The sequence below is a fragment of the Micromonospora sp. NPDC049903 genome (assembly GCF_044460945.1).
In the GTDB taxonomy this organism is placed as follows: domain Bacteria; phylum Actinomycetota; class Actinomycetes; order Mycobacteriales; family Micromonosporaceae; genus Micromonospora.
Window position 1 is genome coordinate 1 of the sequence record NZ_JBITKL010000021.1, and the last position, 22,131, is coordinate 22,131.

Sequence of the window (22,131 nt, forward strand, 5' to 3'; positions counted from 1 at the left end):
TACGCAGCAGCTTCGAGTTCATGAGACAGCTCCATTCGGGGGTAGACGCCACCCACCAGGGGGAAGGGGGCGACGTGAACGCCGTCAGGCGCTAATGAAGAAGAGGAGGAACCGACGCACCAAATCCGAGGGATCAGCGAACCCTGCGGCGTCGGGTCAATACACAACCACCTGCCGGGCCGGGTCATTCCCGGGGATATCCGCGAGCCCTCGCGGCGCCGGGACCAGGTATAACGACCGACCGGGCCAGATCATTCCGGCATCCGCCCACCACCCGCCACGGGGTGGGGTCCTGCTCGGTCAGCCACCGGGTTACAACGCCACCGACCCCACCCCGATTCCGCCCCGCACCCGCCCACCCGAACCCGAGAACCGGACATCCGACCACGAACGGCGCAAAACCCCCTCCCCGCCTCCAGCGGGGCCGGCAGACCTCCCACCCGGGTCCCCCACCCCTCCCCGTTGATCAAGAAGTTTTGGCGTGGATTCCGGAGGATCCACGGATCAAACCTCTTGATCAACTCGGCGAGCGCGGGTCCGGGCGGGTGAGGGGGGATCCGGGTGGGGGGCCGGGTGGGCGGGGGGTCGGGTGGGGAAACGGACGGGTGCCACGATCGGCGCGACACTGCGTCGACCTCGCCTTCCGCCCACCGGTCACGACGTGCGGCAGGCGGACATCGACCGGATGCCGGTGCCCGCCAGGCTCGTGGCGGGACCTTCCGCGACGCCCGAGTCGGGCGGGCGGACACGTGACGGCAACGAAGATTTCTCATTTTCACCGGATCGGATCCCAAGCCCACCTAGTGTTGGGCACACCGGTGCTAGTCGCGGAGTTGGCCACCCGAACGACGTCCCACGCAGTCAGCGGACGAAAAGTGAGGGAAGACGCGTATGAAGGCAACCAGAGTTCTCGTACCGGCTGTCGGCAGCATCGCCTTGGGCGCGCTGCTCATGCCCGGAGTCGCATGGGCGGACACCACGGTGTCACCGGCGACGACCCCGGTCGGGGGGACCGTCGTGCTCACCGCGACCACCTGCAACCCGAGCACCGGAGACGCGCTGTTCCGCGTCACCGGCCCCGACCGGGACCAGAACGTCCGCTCCACCACCGCCGCGGCCGGCGGCGGCCTGAGCGCCGAACTGTTCACCGCCGGTTTCACCCTCGGCACGTACACGGTGGCCGCCACCTGCGGGGACGGCACCTCGGACGGCAGCACCACGTTCACGGTCACCCCGATCGGTGGCGCCCAGGCCGGGGGCCGCACGAGCGACGACGGACTGGGCTCCCTGGCCACCGGGGCGACCCTGATCGCCACCGCGCTCGGTGGCGGCGTCATCCTGGCCCGTCGCCGCCGGCACGCCGAGGCCGCCGCGCGTCTCTGACGCGCCAGCCCATCCATCCTGCGACGGGTGCCCGCGCCGTACGCCACGGTGCGGGCACCCGAGGGACACCCCACAACAGGTGTCCCGCCGACCGTCCGACATCCGTGAGCGGAGGTGACCGTGCGGGCGTACCACGGGGGACGCGTGCTGCTCGCGCTGGTCGCGGCCGTCGGGGTGGCGCTGGTCGGCGTGGGGCTCGGACGGATGCCGGCCGGACCGCCGCAGCCCGACGGCGCTGCGCAGCGGGCAGGCGCCGCGCCGAGCCTGCCGCCGCTGCTGCGCGCCGACCCCGTCGAGGTGCGGATCGAGGCCATCGGCGTACGCGCACCGCTGGTGCCGGTCGCCGCCGATGCCTCGGGCGCGTTGGAGGTGCCGCCGCTGGACCGCCCGCAGGTCGCCGGGTGGTACCGGCCGGGCGCCAGCCCGGGTGAGATCGGCAACGCGGTCCTGGTGGGCCACGTCGACTCCCGGGACGGCCCGGCCGTCTTCTTCGAGTTGGGGCGGTTGCGTCCCGGCGACACCGTCCACATCGCCCGGGTCGACGCCACGGTGGCCCGTTTCACCGTGGACGCCGTCGAGGCGTACCCGAAGGAGCGGTTCCCCACCGACCTGGTCTACGGCCCCGGCGGCCTGGCCGGGCTGCGGTTGATCACCTGCGGCGGCCGGTTCGACCCGGCACGCGGCGAGTACGCCGACAACGTGATCGTCTTCGCCACCCGCACCGCGTGAGCCCGACACGGTGAGCCCGCACCGCGTGAGCCCGCGCGACTGGTGGCACGCGTTCGACCATCCGGACGCCGGGAAGACCCGAGCGTCCACGACAGACCCGAGGAGCAACGATGGCCCAGGCAGCGATCAGGAAGAGCACCGGAGCAGGCACGGCGGCGAAGCGGACGAGCCCGGCGGCGAAGCGGACCACCGGGACGGCAGCCGCCAGGAAGACGACCGCCAAGGCGACCGGCGGCAGAGCCACGACCGGCACGGCAGCCACCAGCACGACGGCCACCCGCAAGACGACGACCAGCAAGGCAGCGACCAGCAAGGCAGCGGGCAGCAAGGCAACGGGCAGCAAGGCAACGACCAGCAGGGCGGCGGCCGGTAAGGCCACCGGCAGGAAGGCCACGACCGGTACGACAGCGGCGACCTCCGCCCGGACGGCGCGGAAGAAGGCCGTCTCCGCCACCGCGGGTCCGACCCGGCGGCCCACCGCGAACGCGACCGCCGCGAAGAAGGCCGCTGTCGCGAAGAAGGCGCCCGCAGCGAAGAAGACAGCGGCGAGGAAGGCACCGGCGGGCAAGGCCACCGGTGGTCGGGCACCGGCCACGAAGACCGCCACGAAGAAGGCGGCGACCCGCAAGACGTCGGCCAGCCAGGCCACCGCCGCGCGGTCCCGGGCGGCGAGCGCGCCGAGGCCGACGCGGAAGGCGACCACGATGGAGTCGTTCGGCAGCCGGCGCGGCGCACGGACCCGCTGACCGGCGCGTTACCCGTCGGACAGTCGGCTGAGGTAGCCCCGGACCTGCTCGCGGGCCCGATCGGTGATCTCGGGACCGTGAGTGAAGGCGACCGCGTCGTACTCCAGCTCGCCGAGTACGTGGGCGGTCTGCTGGGTCATCTCGAAGTCGGTACAGAACGCCTTGACCGGCCACCGGATACCCGCCACGTTGAACAGCGCGTCGCCGGTGATCAGCACCCGGGTCGGCTCGTGCAGCAGCGACACGTGTCCCGGCGAGTGGCCGGGGGTGTGCACGACGCGCAGTCCACCGCCGACATCGAGCAGGTCCCCGTCGGTCAACGGCTGCGCCACCTCGAAGGCCGGGAAGCGGCCCCCGGCGAGGCGGCCGAACAGCCGGGCACCGGCGACGGTCGGATCCCTCGGCGGCGGGGTGCCGGACTCGGCGTACGGCATGTCGGCGGCGTGCACCGCGATCGGCGCACCGGTACGGCGAGCCACCTCAGCCGCCCCACCGGCGTGATCGGGATGGGCGTGGGTGAGCACGATCCGGGTCACGTCGGCCGGGTGCTTGCCGATGGCGGCCAGCCCGCGCACGATCCGGGCCGGTGCGCGACGTATCCCGCAGTCGACCAGGGTGACGCTGCCGTCGTCGTCGACCAGGGCGTACGAGTTGATGAAGGACCTGCCCACGGTGGGGATACGCCAGACACCCGGGGCGATGGCCACTGCGGCTGACCGCGCCATCGGCGCACCATACCATCCACCTCCCCCGATGTCCGGGGCGCGCCACGCCCCCGGCGTCACCCGTCGGGTCCGGTGCCGAGAGGATGACGAGGTGGCGAAGCGGAACAGGCGGACCGAGGTGACCGGGGCGTGCCCCTGCGGGCAGGGCATGCCGTACGCGGACTGCTGCGGGCGACTGCACCGTGGCGAGGCGGACGCGCCGACGGCCGAGGCGCTGATGCGCTCCCGGTACGCGGCGTTCGCCGTCGGTGACCGGGACTACCTGCTGCGTAGTTGGCACTCCCGCACCCGCCCGCCCCGGCTGCACCTGGACCCGGCACAGCGGTGGACCGGGTTGGAGGTCGTCGGCACCGGCGGTGGCGGGCTGTTCGACAGCACCGGGACCGTGGAGTTTCGCGCCCACTACCGCGAGGGCCGCGACCCCGGCACGGTGACCGAGCGCAGCCGCTTCGTCCGGGAGGACGGCCGCTGGGTCTACCTGGACGCCGAGCGGTCCTGAGCCGGGCACGCTCACGCGTCGATCCGGACGGACGACACGTCGGCCGGTGCGCGTCGGGTCCGACCCGCGCGGAGCATCTGTGCCGCCGCGACCAGCAGGTACGGCACGACGGCCAGGGCGAACGCCCACGCGGTGTCCGTGGCCGTGGCGAGCAGGCCGAAGCCGACGTACACCGCGATCGTGGTCACGTCGGTGAGCGTGCCCGCCAACGAGGTGACGGTGGCCCGGGCCGGGCCGCTGATCCGGGCCTGGAGGCGGGCGTCGGCCAGCACCGAGGCGAGTTGGAAACCGGCGAACGCGGCCGCGACCAGCAGGAACCCCGCCGGTCGGCGGAGCAGCGCCCCCGCCGCCAGCACCACCGCCGAGGCGGCCAGCAGCAGGGCGTACCCGCCGGTGCGCAGCCGCTGCCCGGCCGGGGCGAGCAGCCCACCGGCCATCTGCCCGAGGGTGACCACTAGCAGCAACAACGGCACGGTGGTCAGGGCGACGCCGGTGTCCCGGGCCACCAGTGGGAGGTACTCCTCCAGCGCGCCCCAGATCGCGCTGACCACCGCCACCAGCAGCACTGCCGCGCGTACGGGCCGGTTGCCGCGCACCTCGGCGACGCCCAGCCGTAGCCCCTGCCACCAGCCGGGCTCGTCCGGTTCGGAAGGCTCGGCGGCGGGACGCCGGTGTTCGGGAAATCGGGTCGCGACGGCGGCGGCCAGCAGGCAGGCCCCGACGCTGGCCGCCCCGACCGCCGGGTAGCCGCCGAGCCCGAGCACCGGACCGGCGAGCAGGATCGACCCGAGCACCCCGGCGGTGCCGGCGGTCCGGGCACGACCGATGGTCCGGGCGTACCGGTCGGCGGCGCCGACGTGATCGAGTTCGTCGAAGACCAGCGCCTCCAGCGCGCCGGAGGCGAGCGCACCACCGGCTCCCCAGAGCACGAACCCGACGGCGAACGCCGGGTAGGACGGCAGGACCGTCCAGAGGCCGAAGCCGACGGCGCTGCACAGCGGTGCCAGGGCGAGCACCAGGCGTCGGGAGGTCGCGTCGGCCCAGGCACCGGCGGGGACCTCCAGCACCAGACCGGCCAGCGACCAGATCACGAACAGCGAGGAGATCTGCCCGACCGACAGCCCGGTGTCGGAGAAGAGCAGCACGTACACCGGGTAGAGCAGGATCAGGTCGGTGAGGAACGTGTACGCGTAGAGAGTGGCCGCCAGGCGACGGCCGGCGGCGGAAGCGAGGGTCATCGAGGCCATCCGGATGGGTGGGGGCGATTACGGACACCGGTGTGCACGGTGTCCGAGGGCGGCCCCCGGCCTCGGTCAAGGCATCAATGTCGCCAGGTCATGCGGTGATCGTAGGCGGCGGCACCACCCGGTGCCACCCCGTTGCGGGCTCCGGCGGGGCGTTGCCCGGAGACGAGGACTGCCGGACGCGTCGCGGGACGGGACCGACCGGTCCCGTCCCGCGAGGTGACGCCGTCGGCTCAGCGACCGGGCGGGTCGTCGGACTTCGGCAGGATGATCGTCGACTCGCTCTCGTCGGCCGAGGTTCGCGGCGCCGGCACCGTCGGGCCGGTCGACGTGACCTGGGTGGTGTCCGCGTCGCCGGTCGTCGCGGCGGACTGGCGCGGCAACGCGGTCGTGGCATCCGGGTCGTCGTCGACCGGCTGCTGGCGCGGGAACGCCGTGGTGGCCTCCGGGTCGTCGGAGTCCGCCACCGACTGACGCGGGAACGCGGTGGTGGCGTCGGGGTCCTCAGGGGCCGCCGCCGACTGACGCGGGAACGCCGTGGTGGCGTCCGGGTCGTCGTGGCTCGCGGTGGACTGACGCGGCATCACCGTGGTGGCGTCGGCGCCGACGTGGGGCGGGGTGACGACCTGGGTCGCCTCCGGGTCGTCCGACACCGGCGTACCCGACGACGTTCCGGTCGCGAACACCGGCGTGGCGGGCGGCGGGTCGACGGCCGGCGCGCCGAAGGTCGCCCCGCCGGGCGGTACGGGTGCCGCCGTCGACTCGGCCAGCCGCCGCTCGGCGGCGATCCGCTGCTCCTCGCGCTCGCGGGCGGCCTGCGCCTCGCGTTCCCGGGCCGCCTCCGCCTCACGTTCCCGGGCGGCCTGCTCCTCGCGCTCGCGGCGGCTGGCGGAGTAGGCGCGGGCGTGCTCGGCGATGTTCCGCGACTCCGCCTCGGCGCGGGACAGCCAGGACTCCCAGCGGTTCTGCATCGGACGGATCAGCCCGCCGCCGACCCCGACGACGAGGATGCCGCCGACGGTGGCGAGCACCGCGATCAGCACCGGAGTGGTGACGGCGGTGGCCACGCCGATCTGGTTCAGCGCCGCGATGATGCCGAGACCGAGGATGAACGCCGAGGCGATGGTGGCCAGCAGCCGACCGTACGACAGCCCGCCGAGCGCACCCGAGATCAGATCCTTCACGGCACTGGCGATGGCGGCGGCGACCACCACGATGACGATGGCGACGAAGGCCCTCGGCAGCCAGGCGATGACTCCGGCGATCAGGTCCGAGATCGGGTTCGGTCCCCAGATGCCGAACGCCAGATAGAGGGTGAGCAGCAGGATCCCGTAGTACGCGAGCCGCGCCACGATGTCGCTGGCGTCGTACCGGGAGCGGGCCAGCGCCCGACGGATGCCGCCACGTTCGACCGCCCGGTCGAAGCCGACGCGTTCCAGCAGCCGGCCGACGAGTTTCAGCACCGCCTTGGCGATCAGCCAGCCGGCGACCAGGATCGCCACGAAGGCGACGGCTTTGGGAAGGAAGAGGAGTATGGCGCGGAGGGTGTCTCCCACCGCATCGCCGAAGTTGTCTCGCATCCAATGGTCCTTTGCACGGGCGGTCGGTCGGTCCGGCCCGACCTACCCCCGGGCGTCGCGCGAGAAACGTCGCGGGTGTCCGCCTCTCAACCCGGGCAGGAGTACGCGACCTCGGTGACCGCCTGCGCCGACGAGGGCGAGACGACGTTCACGGTGGCCGTCTCGGTGGTGCTGCCCACCCCGCTGAACGTCCACCGCAGGGTCAGCTCCACGGTCCGCTGCCCTGGACCCACCCGCTCGGTCAGCAGGGCCCCCGGCGTGCTCCCGGACCGTAGCCACTGGTACTCGACGGTGCCCGGGCGGCCGTTGGTGCGTACCGTGGCGACCACGTCGACGGTGACGTCGCACCGCTGCCCCGCCGGCTGCGGCACCGCCACGCTGACGCCACTGATCTCCAGGGGGTTCAGCCGCTGCCAGATCCAGAGCCCGACCGCCGCCAGCAGCCCGAGGGTGAGCAGCGTGGACAGCACCGACACCGAGCGACGCCAGCGGGACCTGCGGCGCGGTGCCGGTCCGGGGGTCGGCCACGCGGGGGCCGACGGCGGGGCAGCGGGAACGCCGGGCCCGAACCGCAGTTCACCACCCGGCCCGGTGGTCGGCGCCGCGAGCGCACCACCCCGCGCGGCACTCGTACGCACCGTCGGGGTCCCTCCCGGGTACGCAGTGGTCGTGCCGGGCGGCGGGTAGGTCGCCCCCTGCGTCGCGTCGAGGTCCGAGGTGGCCCACGGCCCCGTGACGCCGAGACGGGTGGTCGGATCGGCGCCGGCCCAGCGGACCGTCGGTTCGTCGGACGGTGACACCGGCTGGGGCGGCAGGGCGTGGGTCGGATCGTCGGGCTGGGTCACGGCGGGTCTCCCGGGTCGTGGTGGTGCACGCGCCCGGTCAGCCCGGCGTGCAGTAGGAGTAGAGGGTGACGTACGTCGGGTCGCCGGTGCTGGTGTTGCCGGCGGCGTCGGTCGCCACCACCGTCACCGGAATCCGGGCGGTGTTCCCGGGGCGGGGCAGGTCCGCGAGGACGCCCTGGAAGCGGTTGCCGCCGGCCGGGGCCATCCGCCGCTCGTACGTCTGCTTCTCGATGGTGTAGCGGATGCGGACCCGCAGGTCGTCGGCGTCCGTGCGGTCGTCCTGGACGAGTGCGGTGACGGTGCTCGCGGTCGGCCCGTACGGGCAGCCGGCGGGATCGAGCGTAGTCGGGCTCGCGGCGACCCGACCGACGGTGGGTGCGGTGACATCCGGTGGCGGCGGCGGGCTGGTGCTCGTCGACGGCGACGGATCGGCCGTGGACGGTGTGGGTTCGCCGGTGGGGGCCGGCGAGCCGGTCGGGTCGGCCGTGGCGGTGCCGCCGGTCGGGGTGGGGGGCGTGACGGACGTCGGGGTGGGAGTGGCGGTGGGTCCGGGCGTCGGCGTGGGGGTCGGCGTGGCCTCGGTCGGCGCGGGTGAACCGGTCAGGTCGGTGGTCGCCTCGGACGCCGCACCGGTCGGCACCGGCGGCTCCTCCATCGCGTAGCCGAGCCCGGCGCCGCCGACCAGCATGGCCGCCACCAGGCCACCACCGACCAGCGCGGCCCGGGCCCGGCCGGTCCGCCGCGACGTCGGTCGGCGGCCGGAGCCGTCGTCGGCGGTGCTCGCGCCGAGCGTGGTGGTGGCCACGCTGACGGTGCCGCCGCTGCCGTCGGGGAACGGGAACAGGGCGGCCAGCAGCGCGGCCCGCTGGGCCAGCTCGCGCAGCCCGCGCTCCTCCCAGTCCGCCCCGTACTCGCCGACGGCCGTCTCCTCCAGCTCGGCGAGGAAGACCCGGGCGGGCTGCGGCCGGTCGGCGGGACGTTTGGCCATGCCGTGCCGCAGCAGCCCGTGCACCGGTCGCGGGGCGCCGTCGGTGGGGATCGGCGCACGCGCGTGCTGTCGGCGCAGGGTGGCCAGGTCGCCCCCGTCGTACGGGGGGCGGCCGGTCAGGCACTCGAAGAAGGTCGCGGTGGCGGCGTAGATGTCGCACGCCGGTTCGGCCGGGGCGCCCGTCCACTGCTCGGGGGCCATGTAGCGGGGGGTGCCGGTGACGCTGCCACCGGCGTCGGCACCGACCGGCATGGCGATGCCGAAGTCCGCCAACTTGCTGGTGCCCTCGGCGGTGACCAGCACGTTCTCCGGCTTGTAGTCGCGGTGCACCACCCCGTGTGCGTGCGCGGCGGCCAGCCCGGCCAGTGATCCCTTGAGGACACAGAGCGCCGACTCGGGTGTGGTGGGGCCCTGCGCGCGCAGCATCTGGCGCAGCGAGACGCCGTTCACCAACTCCATCACGATGGCCGCGCCGTCGGGTGCCTCGACGTACTCGTAGAGGCGGCAGACGTACGGGTCGTCGATCTCGGCCAGCAGTCGGGCCTCGTCCCGGAAGGCGTACCGGAACAGTTCGTCGTGGAGCTGCCCGGTCAGGTACTTGATCGCGACCGGGGTGCCGGTGACGTCGTGCACGGCGAGGTCGACGGTGCCGGACGCGCCGGCACCGAGCCGCCGGGCCAGGGTGTATCCGGGAACCTGCCATCCGGTCATGTCGCCGCTCCCCGCGCTCCGCCCAGCGTGAGGGTGGGCACGCTGCTCATTGTGGCCGCCCGTGGCGGCGGGACCATCCGCCCGACAGGTGCCGTCGTCGGCCGGGTGGCCGCCCGACGGCTCGTCCGATCGACGAGGTGGCCGCCGGACGATCCGGCGGTCGCCGCGCGATGGTCGATCTCGGACACGCCGTCAGAGGTAGCACCTCGGGTCAACACCTCCGGCGCGATCGCCGCGGCGGGTCCGGATGTCGACGTCCGTCGACCTCTGGCGCCGGACACGGCTCCGGCAATATCCTCCACCTCAGGAGTTTCTCGTGGCGCTGGTTTTCACACGCGCGCCCATCCGGGAGGAGACGCCATGCCTGCCGAGCACACCGAGTGGGACCGCCGGACGATGCTGCGCGCGGGCCTGGGCGCCGCCACGGTCGCCGTCGTCGGGACCGGCCTCGCCCGCCCCACACCGGCCCGGGCCGGCGACGACCTGGACTGGATCATCGGCTGCGACGAGTGGGGCGCCCGCCCGCCGACCGGCCCGCTGGCGGTCAGCGCGACACCCACCAACAAGATCATCGTGCACCACATGGCCTTCCCCAACGTCACCGACCACTCGCGGGAACGGGCGGTCGCGCTCGCCCGGGAGTGCCAGGACCTGCACGTCGACGGCAACGGCTGGTCGGACACCGGCCAGCACTTCACGGTCAGCCGGGGCGGGTACGTCCTGGAGGGCCGGCACGGCAGTCTGGACCGGCTACGGGCCGGTGACCGGCAGATGATCGCCGCGCACTGCCCCGGGGAGAACGGGCGGGCCATCGGCATCGAGAACGAGGGCACGTACGTCGACCAGACCCCGCCGGCCGCGCTGCTGGACTCGTTGGTGCGGCTCTGCGTGGCCGTCTGCCGCCGGTACGGTCTGTACGCGCACGACATCTTCGGCCACTGGGACTTCCGCACCACCCAGTGTCCCGGCGCGGCCTTCTATCGCCAATTCCCGACGCTGCGCCGCCGGGTCTTCCACGCCCTGGGCACGCCACGGCGCGCCGTACCGGCCCGCCGTTGGCCGGACGTGTGGCGCTTCGTCAACGCCCCCACCGTCCGCGTGGCGCAGCACCTGCTCGCCCACCACGGCTACCCCGTCGAGCCGACCGGCACCTTCGACCCGGCCACCGTGGCGGCGGTGCAGGACTGGCAGGCCCGCCAGGGGCTCCCGGTCGACGTGGACGCCACGCTGACCGCCGCCACCTGGGAGACCCTCGCCCCGGACCTGGGCCGAGGCGTCGTCGGGCGGCCGGTCACCGCCGCGCAGGAGCTGTTCGCCGTCAAGGGGTACGCGGACGTGGCGCCGACCGGTGTGCTCGACGACCCGACCCGACGGGCGGTACGCGACCTCCAGGCGCTGCACCGCCTGCCCCGCACCGGCACCGTCGACACCGGCACCTGGTGCGCGATCGTCGGCGGGGTGGTGCGGCAGTCCCTGGTCCGTGACTGAGCCGGGACGTTTGACCTGGCCCGGAGCCGGAAAGTGTGGCGGGATGAGATGGGCTCGTCACGCCGTACCCGCCGCCGTCGCCGCACTCGCCGCGCTCGCCGCACGCGATCTGCTCCAACGCGAACACGCGCTGCGTCGCAACTTCCCGGTGCTCGGCCGGGCACGCTACCTGCTGGAGTCGATCGGGCCGGAACTACGGCAGTACATCGTCGCCGGCAACAACGAGGAACGCCCGTTCACCCGCGACCAGCGCCGTTGGGTGTACGCCTCGGCGAAGCAGGAGAACAACTACTTCGGGTTCGGCACCGACAACGACATCGAGTACACCGCCGGTTATCCGATCATCAAGCACCGCACCTTCGGTCGCACGGTCCCCCCGTCGATCCCGACCATGGGCCACGACGTACGGCTGCCGGTCGCCAAGGTGCTGGGCGCGGCCCGGGGTCGCGCCCGCGCCTTCCGGCCCGAGTCGGTGGTGTCCATCAGCGGAATGAGCTTCGGTTCGCTGTCCGGCCGGGCCGTCGAGGCACTGAACCGGGGCGCGGCCCTCGCCGGCTGCCTGCACAACACCGGCGAGGGCGGGGTGTCCCCGTACCACCGCAACGGCGGTGAGCTGATCCTCCAGATCGGTACCGCGTACTTCGGGTGCCGTGACGACCGGGGCCGGTTCGACCTGGCCCGACTCAAGGACGTGGTGGCCGCCAACCCGGTCCGGGCGTTGGAGATCAAGCTCAGCCAGGGCGCCAAGCCGAGCCTCGGCGGGCTGCTGCCGGCGGCGAAGGTCTCCGCCGAGATCGCCGAGACCCGGGGCATCCCGGTCGGCCGGGACTGCGTGAGCCCGTCCCGGCACGCCGAGTTCTCCGACTGCGACAGTCTGCTCGACTGGGTGGAGCTGCTGGCCGCCGAGACGGGCCTGCCGGTCGGCATCAAGTCCGCCGTCGGCGACCTGGGGTTCTGGACCGAGCTGGCGGACCTGATGCGGGACACCGACCGGGGCGTCGACTTCGTCAGCGTCGACGGCGGCGAGGGCGGCACCGGCGCCGCGCCGATGATCTTCACCGACTCCGTGTCGCTGCCGTTCCAGCAGGGCTTCGCCCGGGTCTATCCGATCTTCGCCGAGCGTGGCCTGCACGAGCAGGTGGTCTTCGTCGGCGCCGGCAAGCTCGGCCTGCCCGACAACGCGGTGGTCGCGTTCGCGCTCGGTTGCGACATGCTCGCCGTCGGGCGGGAGGCGATGCTGGCCATCGGCTGCATCCAGGCGCAGAAGTGCCACGACGACAGCTGCCCGACCGGGGTCGCCACCCAGAACGCCTGGCTGGCCCGGGGCCTGGACCCGACGTCGAAGGCCGACCGCGCCGCGCACTACATCAAGACCCTGCGGCGCGACCTGATGAAGGTGGCCGAGGCCTGCGGTGTGGAACACCCCGGTCTCATCGACGCCGACTCCGTCGAGATCCTCGGCGGCCGCACCAGTTCCACCCCACTGCGCGAGGTGTACGGCTACCGGCCCGACTGGGGCCTACCCTCGGCCGCCGACCGGAAGGCGATCGTGGACCTGATGTCCACCGAGGCCCCCCAGGGCGGCAGCGCTCCCCCGTCGCGCACCGCCCGCAGATGAGTTCCCGAGCACTCTGACCGGCCACCTCACCGCAGGTCATCGCTTGTTTTAGTACACCTGTGCGATGATGGCGGCGTGTCAGTCGACGCCACCATCCTGCACGCGGACCTGGACGCGTTCTACGCCTCGGTCGAGCAGCGTGACGACCCTCGGTTGCGGGGTCGCGCGGTGCTCGTCGGAGGCGGCGTGGTGCTGGCCGCCAGCTATCGGGCGAAGGCCCGGGGTGTCCGCAGCGGCATGGGCGGGGCGCAGGCCCGCCGGCTCTGCCCGGAGGCGGTCGTGGTGCCGCCCCGGATGGCGGCGTACACCGCGGCCAGCCGGGCGGTGTTCGAGATCTTCCGGCGGACCACCCCGCTGGTCGAGGGGCTCTCGATCGACGAGGCGTTCCTGGACGTGGGTGGTCTGCGGCGACTGGCCGGGGCACCGGCCCACATCGCGGCCCGGTTGCGCGAGGTGGTGCGGGAGCAGGTCGGGCTGCCGATCACGGTCGGGGTGGCGCGGACGAAGTTCCTGGCCAAGGTGGCCAGCGGCGTGGCCAAGCCGGACGGTCTGCTGGTCGTGCCGCCGGCCGAGGAACTGGCCTTCCTGCATCCGCTGCCGGTCGACCGGCTGTGGGGAGTCGGGCCGGTGACCGCCGCGAAGCTCCGCCGGCACGGCATCCGGACCGTCGGTGACGTGGCCCGGCTCGGCGAGGCGACCCTGGTGTCCCTGATCGGCGCGGGCGTCGGTCGGCACCTGCACGCCCTGGCCCACGATCGCGACCCACGCCCGGTGCAGGTGGGCCGACGGCGCGGCTCGATGGGCGCCCAGCACGCGCTGGGCGCGGTGGGGCACGGTCCGGCCGAGTGGGACGCCGTCCTCGCCGGGTTGGTCGACCGGGTCACCCGGCGGATGCGATCGAGCACCCGCACCGGGCGGACGGTCACGCTGCGGCTGCGGTTCGCCGACTACACCCGGGCCGTCCGCTCGCGCACCCTGGCGAAGCCGACCGCCGACACGGTCACGGTGCTCGGCACCGCACGGGCGTTGCTGCGGGCGGCGCTGCCCGAGATCGAGCGGCGGGGCGTGACGCTGATCGGCGTGGCGGTCGGCAACCTCGGCGACGGGCACGTACAACTCACGTTGCCCTGGCACGCCGCGCCGCCCACGGCGGAGTTGGACGCGGCGGTCGACGCGGTCCGGGACCGGTTCGGCTCGACCGCCCTGACCCGTGGCGCGTTGCTCGGCCGCGACACCGGCCCGGAGATGCCGCTGCTGCCCGACCCCTGACCTCGGGCGGCGCGGGCCGGGCGGGTCCGAGGACCGGCGCCGTGACCGGGTCGAGCCGCCGACAGCCCGGTCACCGGACGAGCCGGGCGTCCGCGTCGGGGAGCGCGGTGGCGCGGGGTGCGGCGATGCCCGCGCCGGACCGGACGTCGGAGAGCCGGTCGAGGTGGGCCTGCGGCGCGGGCCGCCAGAGCCCGGTCACCGGGTGCCCGTCCGCCCGGACGAGGCGACACCGTTCCTGGTAGCCGGCGCGGCGATAGAGGCGGCGGTCGGCACCGTGGTGCGCCTCGGCGTAGGTGGGCAGCCCGAGCGTGTCCATCCACTGGTGACTGCCGGCGAGGAGCGTGGCCGCCTGCCCCACCCGGTCGGTGTCCGGCGGCGCGGCGAGCAGGGCCAGGTGCTGGTGGGGTTCCTCGGGGCGTCGTGCGGCGAGAACCTCGTCGAACCGGCGGAAGCGTCCGGCGTGCCCGCCGCAGGCGTCGTCGAGCCGCTCGTCGTAGCGCGGCGGTGGCGGGATCGGCCGGTACCGGTGGAACCAGACGCTGGCCGCCGCCCCGTTCGCCAGCAGGAACGCGTCGCCGAAGAGGAGGGCGTGTTCGACCCAGATCCGGGCCACGGCGGCGAGGACGGCGGGACGCCGTCGCGGATCGGGCACGAGCCACGCCCCGGCGGCGGTCGGCGCGACAGCGGCGGTGACGAGGTCGACGATCCAGTCGATGTCGCTCCAGCGGGCGCGGTGGACCGGCGGGGTGACCTGCACGGGGGCTCCTGTGTCGTCGGGCCGGTCCGCTTCGATGACACGGACGTCGGAGAAGGCCGGTGCCGTACGGTCACGACCGGCGAACGCGAACGACCCTAACCCACAGCGATGCTCCGATCACAGAGTGCTCGATGTGTCGTGACAATGACACTTCGGACGGACTGCTCCCACCAGTTGACGAGTGGATGTGCACTGGGCACACTGCCCGGCATGGCATTCGGCCCCGCCACTCGGTCGTCCGCCGGCCGCAGGAACGGGCCGACGGACACCACCGGTCCGACGCGCCGGGTGGACCGGGTGGCGTGTACCCGGCACGGCACACCCTGGCTCTGGGCGTTCCTGGTGGTGGCGGTCGTGGAGCTGGTCGCCGTGGCGGTCGACGCGACCGTGGTGCAGTGGCTGGCCAAGCCGTTGCTCGCGCCGCTGCTGCTGGGGTGGCTGTGGCGGGTACGCGGACAGACCGGTCCGGTCGCTCTCGCGCTGGTCTTCGCCACCGCCGGTGACATCGCGCTGCTGGTGCCGGGCGAGGCCGCGTTCCTGGTGGGGATGGGCTGCTTCCTCGGTACGCAACTGGCGCTGATCACCGCGTTCGTCCGGCATCGGCGGCCACCGGTGCCCGCGCTGGCCGGATACCTGCTGCTCTGGGCGGGCGGGATCGCGCTGCTGTGGCCGCGCCTCGGCGACCTGCGCTGGCCGGTGCTCGGGTACGGCCTGGCGCTGAGCCTGATGGCCGCGACCGCGACCGGCGTCAACCGCCGGGTCGCGGTCGGCGCCGCGCTGTTCCTCGTGTCGGACCTGATGATCGGCCTCGGCGCGGCCGGCACCACGCTGCCCGCACACGGGGTGCTGGTGATGACGACCTACAGCGCGGCACTGCTGCTGATCTCCACCGGCTGGGCGGCGCGCGCCGACGAGCCCGCTCAGACCGGCGGCATCAGCCCGCCCCGGTAGGCGGCGGCGACGGCCTGGGCACGATCACGCAGTCCGAGTTTCATCAGCACCCGGCCGACGTGGGTCTTCACCGTCGCGTCGCCGATGTGCAGCCGGGCGGCGATCTCGGCGTTGGACAGCCCGTGCGCCATCTGCACCAGCACCTGCCGCTCCCGGTCGGTGAGCCGGTCCAGCTCGGCGGTGGTGGGCGCACGGTGCTCGCCGAGCGCCGCGAACTCGGTCAGCAGCGTCCGGGTCACCGCCGGGTCCAGCCACGCCTCCCCCGCCGCGACCGCGCGGACCGCCAGGGTCAGTTCGTCGGGTACGGCGTCCTTGAGCAGGAACCCGGACGCGCCGGCCCGCAGCGCGGCGCGGACCGCGTCGTCCACGTGATAGGTGGTGAGGACGAGTACCCGCACCTCGGCCGTGTCGGCGGTGATCTGGCGGGTGGCGGCCACCCCGTCGGTGCCCGGCATCCGCACGTCCATCAACACCACGTCGGGGCGTATCCGGCGGGCCAGCTCGACCGCGGCGGCACCGTCGTCGCACTCGCCGACCACCTCGATGTCCGCCTCAGCGGCGAGCAGCATGGCGATCCCGGACCGCACCAGCGGCTGGTCGTCGGCGAGCAGCACCCGGATCACGAGGGCACCGCCACCGTCGGCGCGGCGCGCAGCGGCAGGCGCGCGTACACCCGGAAGCCCTCGCCCGGCAGCGGCCCGGCGGCCAGCTCGCCGCCGACCACGGCGACCCGCTCGCGCAGGCCGAGCAGGCCCCGCCCGGTGGACGGCAGTCCGCCGGTCGCCGTGCCGCCGGTGTCGCGGACCTCGACCTCCAGGTCGTCGCCCCAGGTGAGTCGCACGGTGGCGGTGGCCTGCGGGCCGGCGTAGCGGGCGGTGTTGGTCAGCGCCTCCTGCACCGTCCGGTAGGCGGCCAGGCCCACGCTCGGGTCCACCGGTCGCGGCGGGCCGTCGACGGTCAGGGTGACCGGCAGTCCGGCGTCCCGCATCCGGACCACCAGCTCGTCGACCTCGGCGGGCCCCGGATGCCGGTCCTCGGCGGGTGCCGGGGGGTCACCGGGCGCGATGACGGCGAGCATCCGCCGCAGTTCCTCGACGGCCTGCCGACCGGCCTGCTCGATGTGGGCCAGCGCCTGACCGGCCCGGTCCGGGTCGGTCGTCACGATCCGGCGGGCGCCGCCGGCTTGCAACAACATCACCGTGACGCTGTGCGCGACGATGTCGTGCAACTCTCGGGAGATCCGGGCGCGTTCGTCGGTGACCGCACGCTGCGCCTCGACTACCCGCAGCCGCTCGGCGGCGGCGAGCCGACGCCGGTTGCTGCCGGCCCACCGGCCCAGCGCCCACGTCCCGGCGACGACCGTGGCGTAGACCAGGGCGAGCCCGACGAAGACGGCGGTACGGCGACCGGCGTCCTCCCGTCCCGCCAGCCACGCCTCGTTGGCGGCGATCACCAAATACGGCGCCAGCGCCGGGACGGTGGCCCAGGCACGGTCGGCCGGCGCGTGGGCGCCCACCGCATAGAGGGCCACCAGCACGCCGAGCACCGGCTGGTAGCCGGGCACCACCGCGGTGCCGACCAGGCCGAGCGCCCAGACCAGCGCGAACACGGTGACCGGTGCCCGGCGACGCCAGAGCAGGGCGGCCGGGGCGAGCGCCGCGAACGCCACCAGCAGGAGCGTCGAACCGTCGGGTCCGGCCCGACCCAGGTCGGAGCCGGCGGTGGAGAAGAGCGCCAGGTCGAGCACCCAGACCGCCGCGGCGACCAGGACGTCCCGCCCGGCCGGTCGGCGGGTACCAGCCGACGGGTCCACGGCCGTCGCCACCGAGGGTGCCGGGGTGGCCTGCGTGGGCGGGGACCCGGTGGCGGTCGGAGGTCTGGGTGGGGTGGTCATCGGGGGCCGTGCGGCTGGCAGAAGCAGAACAGGATGCAGAAGCCACCGGTCATTTCCCGCAGCGAGTCGAACCGGTGCTCGGCGCGGCGCGGCTCGCGTTGGGCCTGCTCCAGCTCACCGGCCCGACGGAGCAGATCATCGCCGATCAGGTGGATGTCGTCCCGGACGATCTCCTGCCGACGCAGCGCCTCCCACAGGTCGCCACCGGCGGCCTCGATCGCCTCGGCCAGGGCGGCCGGGTCGGCGGCACCGACCTGCGTGCGATAGCCGGAGGTCCGGCCGAGGGCGGCGACGAGCGCCAGCGGCGCCCGGTCGGTCAGCCCGAACCGCCGCCACTTCCACACCGGCGCCACCTCGATCGGCAGGTGTTCGGCCAGTCCGGCGGGGAAGATCACGACCTCGAGGTCGGCGTGCGGGTCGAGCAGCGACTTCGGCGGGTCGGGTACGAGCACCTGATCGCCGTCGATCAACACACCGGCGGCGAGGTGACCGGCGGCCCGGTCGGTCGCACGACGGTCTTGGATGGAGACTCTGATCTCGGCGCGGATGGCCGTGTCGACGCACACTCTGGTTCCTCCGGGGCAGCGGGTGCGTGAACCGTAGGCCGAAAACGATCATCAGGCTGTCAGATACCGACACCGAATCCGTCCATCCGCCGCTTGACAACTCCCCCCTCCCCTCTCCCCCCTCCCCTCTCCCCACTCCCGCCCCGCCCACCCCCGTCCGGGTTGATCAAGGAGTTTGGGTCACGATCCACGAGGAGCCAGGGCCCAAACTCCTTGATCAACGAGGCGAGGGCGGTGGGGTGGGGTGGGGTGGGGCGGGGGCAAGGGGGGTGGGGGTGGGGGGTCAGGGCTGGGGGTATAGGGCGGCTATGTCGTCGGCGAAGTGGGACTCGACGGCATTCCTCTTGATCTTGAGGGTGGGGGTCAGCTCGCCGTCGGCCTCGGTCAGGTCCCGGACCAGGATGCGGAAGGTCTTGACCTGTTCGGCGCGGGAGACCGTGCGGTTGGCGTCGTCGATGGCGTGCTGGATCTCGCCGCGCAGGCGCGGGTCGTCTCGCAGGGACGCCAGCGAGGCGCCGGAGTGCCCGTGGCTCTCCCGCCACCGGAGCCACGCCTGCGGGTCGACGGTGACCAGCGCGGACACGTACGGGCGACCGTCGCCGACCAGCATCGACTGGCTGACCAGCGGATGCGCGCGGATGAGTTCCTCGATCGGCGCGGGCGCGACGTTCTTGCCCGCCGCGGTCACCATGATCTCCTTCGTCCGGCCGGTGATACGCAGGTAACCGTCATCGTCGAGCCGACCGAGGTCACCGGTGCGCAGCCAGCCGTCGTCGGTCTTCGCCTCCCGGGTGGCCTCGGGATTGTTCCAGTACCCCGGGAACACCACATCGCTGCGGACGTGGATCTCCCCGTCGTCGGCGATGCGGACGCGCACCCCGGGCAGCGGCCGACCGACCGTGCCGATCCGGATCGCGGTCGGCAGGTTGGCCGCGAGGGCCGGGGAGGTCTCCGTCAGCCCGTACCCCTCCAGCACCGTGATGCCCGCGCCCCGGAAGAAGTGTCCGAGCCGCTCCCCCAGCGGCGCCCCGCCGACGATCGCCATCCGGCACCGCCCGCCGAGGGTGGCCCGCAGCCGGCGGTACGCGACGAGGTCGAACACCAGGTGGGCCAGGCGCAGCGGCAGTCCGGGCCCGCCCGGGTGGTCCAGGGCCCGGCTGTACCGAACGGCCACCTTCTCGGCGAGGGTGAACAGCACGCCCCGGTGACCGTCCTGCGCCGTCTGCCGGGCCTGGTCGTACATCTTCTCGAACATCCGGGGCACGGTGAGGATGAACGTGGGCCGGAAGCGGCGGAGCTGGTCGAGCACGCCGGACATGTCGGCGCTGTGCACCATGGTGGCCCGGCTGTGCACCATGCCGACCTGGATCAGCCGGGCGAAGGCGTGCGCCAGCGGCAGGAACAGCAGTGTCGACGCGCCGGGGTGCAGCAGTTCGGGCAGTACGGCGGTGGCGTTGCCGATGTCGGTGGAGATGTTGCAGTGGGTCAGCACGCAGCCCTTCGGCGCGCCGGTGGTGCCGCTGGTGTAGACGATCGTGGCGATGTCCCGGCCGGTCACCGCGGCGCGGCGGCGGTCCACCTCGTCGGCCTCGACGGCGCGCCCCTGGGCCGTCAACGTGATCAGGTCGCCGGCGTCGATGCGCCAGATCTGGTGCAGCTCGGGCAGGTCCGGCCGCAGTCCGGTCACCGTGGAGGCATGGTCCGCGGTCTCCACCACGCAGCCGACCGCGCCGGAGTTGCTGAGAATCCAGCGGATCTGGTCGGTGCTGGAGGTGTCGTAGATCGGCACGGTGACCGCGCCGATGGACCAGAGCGCGTAGTCGACCACGGTCCACTCGTACCGGGTCCGGCTGAGCAGCCCCACCCGGTCGCCGTGCGCGATGCCGACCGCGAGGAAACCCCGGGCCAGCGCCGACACGTCGTCGCGGAACTGCCGGCAGGTCACCGGCAGCGGGCCGCCGCGCCCGGAGCGCCGCACCGGCCAGGACCGAGGATCGGGGTCGGGGCGTACGAACTGCACGCCGTCCGGGTCCTCTGCCGCGTTGCGCCACACCCGGTCGGCCAGGCTGCCGTCCTCGCCGCCGACGATCGGATCAACCGCTGTCTCCCGCACGTCCGCCCACCTGCCGTCGCGTCCCCGTCCGGCTGATGGTGGCCCTGTGGCGCGCGCCCGGTCCCGGGAACGCGAAAACCCGTCCCACACCACCCGACCCGTGCTATCGCCTCGCGCCGCCGGCCGCCCGGGCGAACCGGCCCGAGGAACGCGGACGGCGGTGGCCCGGCCGGGACAAGCCGGGACCACCGCCCCCCACGCGCCGTCCGACGGGTTACGCCGGAGGCTCGGCCACCGCAGGTACGCCGGCGGCCAGGTCACGCACCGGTAGGCCGAGTCGCCGTACCGCCGCCTCGATCAGTTCCCCGGTGGTCAGTTGCAGGTCGAGCACCACGCCGCGCTCGTCGCGCCAGAGCGGTTCCAGCGTCGCGGTCTGCGAGTCCAGCAGACTCGCCGGCATGTAGTGGTCGGCCCGCAGCGACATCCGTTGCCGGATCGTCTCGGTCGGGCCGTCCAGGTGCACGAAGTCGACGCTCGGCGGGCCCTGCCGCAGCACGTCGCGGTAGGAACGCTTCAACGCCGAGCAGGCCAGCACCGTCGACACGCCCTCCCGGTGCCGGTCGGCCATCCACCCGGCCAGGGCCCGCAGCCACGGCCACCGGGCGTCGTCGTCGAGCGGTACGCCCGCCCGCATCCGCGCCACGTTGGCCTCGGAATGGAACTCGTCGGCCTCGGCGAACACCAGCCCGGTCAGCGCGGCGACGCCCTGGGCCACGGTGGTCTTCCCCGCGCCCGACACCCCCATCACCACGATGTGCCGGGTCGCTGAGTCACCAGTCATGGACCGTGCCGTCCATCAGCCGGTTGAACGGCAGATAGGCCGGCTGGTACGGGTACCGCGCAGCGGCCTCCTCGTCGAGTTCGACACCGATGCCCGGCTGCTCGCCCGGGTGCAGGTAGCCGTCGGCGAAGGTGAACGACTGGCGGAACACCTCGTTGGTGAGCGGGCCGTGGCGCATGTACTCCTGGATGCCGAAGTTGTGGATGGCCAGGTCCAGGTGCAGCGCGGCGGCCATGCCGACCGGCGAGATGTCGGTCGGGCCGTGGATGCCGGACTTGATCTGGTACTGCGCGGCGAAGTCGAGCAGCTTGCGCATCGCCGTGATGCCACCGGTGTGGGTGACGGCGGAGCGCACGTAGTCGATGAGCTGCTCCCGGATCAGGGTCTGGTAGTCCCACACGGTGTTGAAGATCTCGCCGATGGCCAGCGGGGTGGTGGTGTGGTGACGCACCAGCCGCAGCGCCTCCTGGTTCTCCGCCGGGGTGCAGTCCTCCAGCCAGAACAGGTCGTACGGCTCCAGCGCCTTGCCCAGCTTGGCGGCCTGGATCGGGGTCATCCGGTGGTGGCCGTCGTGCAGCAGCGGCAGCTCCGGGCCGAACTCGCTACGGACCGCCTCGAAGACACCGGGCAGGTGACGCATGTACGCGCGGGTGTCCCAGTCCTCCTCGGCCGGCAGCGGGGTGCGCTGGGCCGGCTCGTAGTCGTAGCGCTTGCCGCCGGTGCTGGGCTGCGCGGCGACCCCGTACACGGCGTTGATGCCGGGCACCGACGTCTGCACCCGGATCGACCGGTAGCCCTGGTCGAGGTGCGCGCGGATGGAGTCGAACAGCTCCGGCAGGTCCCGCCCCGAGGCGTGCCCGTACGCCATGATGCCGGTGCGGGACGCGCCACCGAGCAGCTGGTAGAGCGGCATCCCGGCGGCCTTGGCCTTGATGTCCCAGAGCGCCACGTCCACCGCGGCGATGGCGGCCATGGTCACCGGTCCCCGCCGCCAGTACGCCGAGCGGTAGAGGAACTGCCAGGCGTCCTCGATGCGGTGCGCGTCCCGGCCGATCAGCAGCGGGACGACGTGGTCGCGCAGGTACGAGGCGACCGAGAGTTCACGCCCGTTGAGTGTGCCGTCGCCCAGGCCGGTGATGCCATCCTCGGTTGTGATCTTCAAGGTGACGAAGTTGCGGTCCGGACTGGAGACGATGACGTCTGCAGCGACGATCTTCACGAGGGGTGCCTTTCTCGCAGGTGAT

The 22,131-nt window shown here is 73.5% G+C and carries 19 protein-coding genes and 1 pseudogene; 8 read left to right on the forward strand and 12 right to left on the reverse strand.

What is annotated here, in order from left to right; genetic code table 11:
• Positions 1–891: 891 nt before the first annotated feature.
• The 3 genes from ACIBO1_RS24990 (at position 892) to ACIBO1_RS25000 (ending at position 2,858) form a co-directional block, all read left to right on the forward strand.
• Positions 892–1,383, forward strand: coding sequence for a hypothetical protein (locus tag ACIBO1_RS24990; RefSeq protein WP_396750558.1), 492 nt, complete (start codon positions 892–894; stop codon positions 1,381–1,383).
• 120 nt (positions 1,384–1,503) lie between these two features.
• Entirely contained in the window at positions 1,504–2,112 is a 609-nt protein-coding gene (locus ACIBO1_RS24995; RefSeq protein WP_396750560.1) for a class F sortase, read from the forward strand.
• A gap of 110 nt (positions 2,113–2,222) precedes the next feature.
• On the forward strand, positions 2,223–2,858 hold the full coding sequence (locus tag ACIBO1_RS25000; RefSeq protein WP_396750562.1) for a hypothetical protein: 636 nt from the start codon (positions 2,223–2,225) through the stop codon (positions 2,856–2,858).
• A gap of 8 nt (positions 2,859–2,866) precedes the next feature.
• Here the strand turns inward: ACIBO1_RS25000 and ACIBO1_RS25005 are convergent, their stop codons facing one another.
• A complete protein-coding gene (locus ACIBO1_RS25005) occupies positions 2,867–3,583 on the reverse strand; it encodes an MBL fold metallo-hydrolase (protein WP_396750564.1) in 717 nt (238 codons plus the stop codon).
• A gap of 148 nt (positions 3,584–3,731) precedes the next feature.
• On the opposite strand from ACIBO1_RS25005, the gene ACIBO1_RS25010 reads away from it, so the two are divergent.
• Positions 3,732–4,082, forward strand: a complete 351-nt coding sequence (locus tag ACIBO1_RS25010) for a YchJ family protein (protein ID WP_396750745.1) — start codon at positions 3,732–3,734, stop codon at positions 4,080–4,082.
• A gap of 11 nt (positions 4,083–4,093) precedes the next feature.
• Here ACIBO1_RS25010 and ACIBO1_RS25015 read toward each other — a convergent pair whose 3' ends face one another.
• The 4 genes and pseudogenes from ACIBO1_RS25015 to ACIBO1_RS25030 form a co-directional block, all read right to left on the reverse strand.
• Positions 4,094–5,320: an MFS transporter gene (locus ACIBO1_RS25015; RefSeq protein ID WP_396750566.1), complete on the reverse strand. Its 1,227-nt coding sequence runs from the start codon at positions 5,318–5,320 to the stop codon at positions 4,094–4,096.
• Positions 5,321–6,135: 815 nt separating this feature from the next.
• Positions 6,136–6,906: pseudogene (locus ACIBO1_RS25020) on the reverse strand (hypothetical protein); the annotation flags it as partial.
• 86 nt (positions 6,907–6,992) lie between these two features.
• The gene (locus ACIBO1_RS25025; RefSeq protein ID WP_396750568.1) at positions 6,993–7,751 is read right to left on the reverse strand and encodes a hypothetical protein; all 759 of its coding nucleotides are present in this window, start codon (positions 7,749–7,751) and stop codon (positions 6,993–6,995) included.
• A 37-nt stretch (positions 7,752–7,788) separates the two neighbouring features.
• Positions 7,789–9,450 carry a serine/threonine-protein kinase gene (locus ACIBO1_RS25030; RefSeq protein ID WP_396750570.1) on the reverse strand — a complete coding sequence of 554 codons (1,662 nt, stop codon included), beginning with the start codon at positions 9,448–9,450 and terminating at the stop codon, positions 7,789–7,791.
• A gap of 360 nt (positions 9,451–9,810) precedes the next feature.
• Here ACIBO1_RS25030 and ACIBO1_RS25035 point away from each other — a divergent pair, with 360 nt between their 5' ends.
• From ACIBO1_RS25035 to dinB, 3 genes are all read left to right on the forward strand, one after another.
• Positions 9,811–10,938 (forward strand): N-acetylmuramoyl-L-alanine amidase, encoded by a 1,128-nt coding sequence (locus tag ACIBO1_RS25035; protein ID WP_396750572.1) that lies wholly within the window; start codon positions 9,811–9,813, stop codon positions 10,936–10,938.
• Between the two features lie 43 nt (positions 10,939–10,981).
• Positions 10,982–12,556 carry a glutamate synthase-related protein gene (locus ACIBO1_RS25040; protein WP_396750574.1) on the forward strand — a complete coding sequence of 525 codons (1,575 nt, stop codon included), beginning with the start codon at positions 10,982–10,984 and terminating at the stop codon, positions 12,554–12,556.
• A gap of 75 nt (positions 12,557–12,631) precedes the next feature.
• Positions 12,632–13,825 (forward strand): DNA polymerase IV, encoded by a 1,194-nt coding sequence (dinB, locus tag ACIBO1_RS25045; protein WP_396750576.1) that lies wholly within the window; start codon positions 12,632–12,634, stop codon positions 13,823–13,825.
• Between the two features lie 70 nt (positions 13,826–13,895).
• Here the strand turns inward: dinB and ACIBO1_RS25050 are convergent, their stop codons facing one another.
• The gene (locus ACIBO1_RS25050) at positions 13,896–14,582 is read right to left on the reverse strand and encodes a hypothetical protein (protein WP_396750578.1); all 687 of its coding nucleotides are present in this window, start codon (positions 14,580–14,582) and stop codon (positions 13,896–13,898) included.
• A gap of 210 nt (positions 14,583–14,792) precedes the next feature.
• On the opposite strand from ACIBO1_RS25050, the gene ACIBO1_RS25055 reads away from it, so the two are divergent.
• A complete protein-coding gene (locus tag ACIBO1_RS25055; protein ID WP_396750580.1) occupies positions 14,793–15,533 on the forward strand; it encodes a lysoplasmalogenase in 741 nt (246 codons plus the stop codon).
• Here ACIBO1_RS25055 and ACIBO1_RS25060 read toward each other — a convergent pair.
• The 6 genes from ACIBO1_RS25060 to manD form a co-directional block, all read right to left on the reverse strand.
• Complete coding sequence (locus ACIBO1_RS25060; RefSeq protein WP_396750582.1) at positions 15,503–16,156, reverse strand: response regulator; 654 nt, start codon at positions 16,154–16,156, stop codon at positions 15,503–15,505. The genes ACIBO1_RS25055 and ACIBO1_RS25060 overlap by 31 nt on opposite strands.
• Complete coding sequence (locus tag ACIBO1_RS25065) at positions 16,153–17,346, reverse strand: sensor histidine kinase (protein WP_396750584.1); 1,194 nt, start codon at positions 17,344–17,346, stop codon at positions 16,153–16,155. Before ACIBO1_RS25065 ends, ACIBO1_RS25060 begins: the two co-directional genes overlap by 4 nt.
• 77 nt (positions 17,347–17,423) lie before the next feature.
• The gene (locus ACIBO1_RS25070; RefSeq protein ID WP_396750586.1) at positions 17,424–17,993 is read right to left on the reverse strand and encodes a hypothetical protein; all 570 of its coding nucleotides are present in this window, start codon (positions 17,991–17,993) and stop codon (positions 17,424–17,426) included.
• A gap of 283 nt (positions 17,994–18,276) precedes the next feature.
• Positions 18,277–20,106, reverse strand: a complete 1,830-nt coding sequence (locus ACIBO1_RS25075; protein WP_396750588.1) for an AMP-dependent synthetase/ligase — start codon at positions 20,104–20,106, stop codon at positions 18,277–18,279.
• A 214-nt stretch (positions 20,107–20,320) separates the two neighbouring features.
• Positions 20,321–20,887 carry a gluconokinase gene (locus tag ACIBO1_RS25080; protein WP_350694472.1) on the reverse strand — a complete coding sequence of 189 codons (567 nt, stop codon included), beginning with the start codon at positions 20,885–20,887 and terminating at the stop codon, positions 20,321–20,323.
• Positions 20,877–22,106, reverse strand: a complete 1,230-nt coding sequence (gene manD / locus ACIBO1_RS25085) for a D-mannonate dehydratase ManD (protein WP_350694473.1) — start codon at positions 22,104–22,106, stop codon at positions 20,877–20,879. Before manD ends, ACIBO1_RS25080 begins: the two co-directional genes overlap by 11 nt.
• Positions 22,107–22,131 lie beyond the last annotated feature (25 nt).